Source organism: Pseudomonas sp. NPDC086112 (assembly GCF_044746425.1).
In the GTDB taxonomy this organism is placed as follows: domain Bacteria; phylum Pseudomonadota; class Gammaproteobacteria; order Pseudomonadales; family Pseudomonadaceae; genus Aquipseudomonas.
In genome coordinates, this window is the sequence record NZ_JBIVCD010000094.1 from 1 (window position 1) to 2,186 (window position 2,186).

3 protein-coding genes and 1 pseudogene are annotated in these 2,186 nt (G+C 57.4%); all 4 read left to right on the forward strand.

The features are described from left to right. Positions 1-446: EF-Tu/IF-2/RF-3 family GTPase (locus ACIPLA_RS28105; protein WP_401177733.1), on the forward strand; the 446-nt coding region annotated here is incomplete at its 5' end. Positions 447-605: 159 nt separating this feature from the next. Beyond that, positions 606-1,007, forward strand: coding sequence for a 30S ribosome-binding factor RbfA (gene rbfA / locus ACIPLA_RS28110; protein ID WP_123355979.1), 402 nt, complete (start codon positions 606-608; stop codon positions 1,005-1,007). Between the two features lie 3 nt (positions 1,008-1,010). After that, positions 1,011-1,928, forward strand: a complete 918-nt coding sequence (gene truB / locus ACIPLA_RS28115) for a tRNA pseudouridine(55) synthase TruB (protein WP_008067213.1) — start codon at positions 1,011-1,013, stop codon at positions 1,926-1,928. A gap of 172 nt (positions 1,929-2,100) precedes the next feature. Continuing rightward, positions 2,101-2,186, forward strand: a pseudogene (locus tag ACIPLA_RS28120) (hypothetical protein); the annotation flags it as partial.

The following is a 2,186-nucleotide window of genomic DNA, read 5'->3' on the forward strand; positions in this document are numbered from 1 at the left end:
TACTGTTCGGCTTCAACGTGCGTGCCGATGCTGGCGCTCGCAAGATCGTCGAGCAGGAAGGTCTGGATATGCGTTACTACAACGTGATCTACGACATCATCGAAGACGTCAAGAAAGCCCTCACCGGTATGCTGGGCAGCGATGTTCGCGAGAACATCCTGGGTACCGCTGAAGTGCGTGACGTGTTCCGTTCGCCGAAGTTTGGCGCGATCGCCGGTTGCATGGTTATCGAAGGTGTTGTTCACCGTAACCGTCCAATCCGTGTACTGCGTGAAGACATCGTTATCTTCGAAGGCGAGCTGGAATCCCTGCGCCGCTTCAAGGATGACGCTTCCGAAGTTAGTGCCGGCATGGAATGCGGTATCGGCGTGAAGAGCTACAACGACGTCAAGGTCGGCGACAAGATTGAAGTCTTCGAGAAGGTGCAGGTTGCTCGCAGCCTCTAACTCGCGCACTTCAAGGGCCACGATGAGCCGCCGCATGCAGATGCGCGGCGCAACGTCCGGACTCTAAACGCAACGCCCGGTCTGGCTTTTGTCAGGCCGGGCGTTTGCCGCTTTCAGACCCCTCGGGTTTCACCGTGGGGCAGTAACAGGTAACAAGACATGGCAAAAGAATACAGCCGTACCCAACGTATCGGCGATCAGATGCAGCGTGAGCTGGCACAGCTGATCCGTCGTGAAGTCAAAGACCCGCGCGTCGGTCTGGTCACCATTACCGCTGTTGAAGTCAGCCGTGACGTCGGTCACGCCAAGATCTTCATCACTGTGATGGGCCAGGACAGCGCTGAAGACATCGCCCAAAGCATCAAGGTGCTCAACGCAGCCGCTGGTTTCCTGCGTATGCAGTTGGCTCGCGAAATGAAGTTGCGCAGCGTTCCGCAGTTGCACTTCCATTACGACGAAAGCGTCGTGCGTGGCGCGCACCTGTCGGCCCTGATCGAGCGTGCGGTGGCTGAAGACAATCAGCACCCGGTAGCGGCTGAACCCGAAGACGCCAAGGAGTAATCGGTGGCTCAGGTCAAACGTATCCGTCGTAACGTCAGCGGCATCATCCTGCTCGACAAGCCGCTGGGGTTCACCTCCAATGCGGCGTTGCAGAAGGTTCGCTGGTTGCTCAATGCCGAGAAGGCCGGGCACACCGGCAGTCTCGATCCGCTGGCCACCGGCGTGCTGCCGTTGTGCTTTGGCGAGGCCACCAAGTTCTCGCAATACTTGCTCGATTCCGACAAGGCTTATGAAACCCTGGCGCAACTGGGCAAGACCACCACCACGGCCGATGCCGAAGGTGAAGTTTTGCTGGAACGCCCGGTGACCGTTGGTCGCGCCGATATCGAAGCTGTGCTGCCGAAATTTCGTGGGCAAATCAGTCAGATACCGCCGATGTACTCGGCGCTCAAGCGTGATGGGCAGCCGCTGTACAAGCTGGCCCGTGCAGGCGAAGTAGTGGAGCGCGAACCGCGTTCTGTTACTATTGCGCGCTTGGAATTACTGGCCTTTGAGGGTGATACTGCGCGGCTTGCGGTGGATTGCAGCAAAGGCACCTATATCCGCACCCTGGTGGAGGATATCGGTGAGCAACTCGGTTGTGGCGCTTACGTGGCTGAATTGCGACGTACCCAGGCCGGGCCTTTCACGCTTGCACAGACCGTCACTCTGGAAGAGCTTGAAGCGGTACATGCCGAAGGTGGCAACGAAGCGGTCGACCGCTTTCTGATGCCCTCGGACAGCGGCCTGCTGGACTGGCCACTGTTGCATTTCTCGGAGCACAGCGCGTTCTACTGGCTTAACGGCCAACCGGTACGCGCCCCGGATGCACCGAAGTTCGGCATGGTACGGGTACAGGATCACAACGGTCGCTTCATCGGTATCGGTGAAGTGAGCGAAGACGGGCGCATCGCGCCGCGTCGACTGATTCGGTCAGAATGACCGAAACCGGCCTGTGTAACAGCGGGCCGGCGAGTGTGGCTGTTAACAGGCACGGTCACTACTCATTTATAGATACAGGGATTTGTCCCTGGCCTGTTGAAGCTGTTTCTTTGAAACAGTTTCCTGATAAAAGGATTGCCTCATGGCTCTCGACGTTCAAGAAAAAGCTCAAATCGTAGCTGACTACCAGCAAGCTGTTGGTGACAATTGTTCGCCAGAAGAGCAAGTATCACTGCTGAACCACAACATCAACAACCT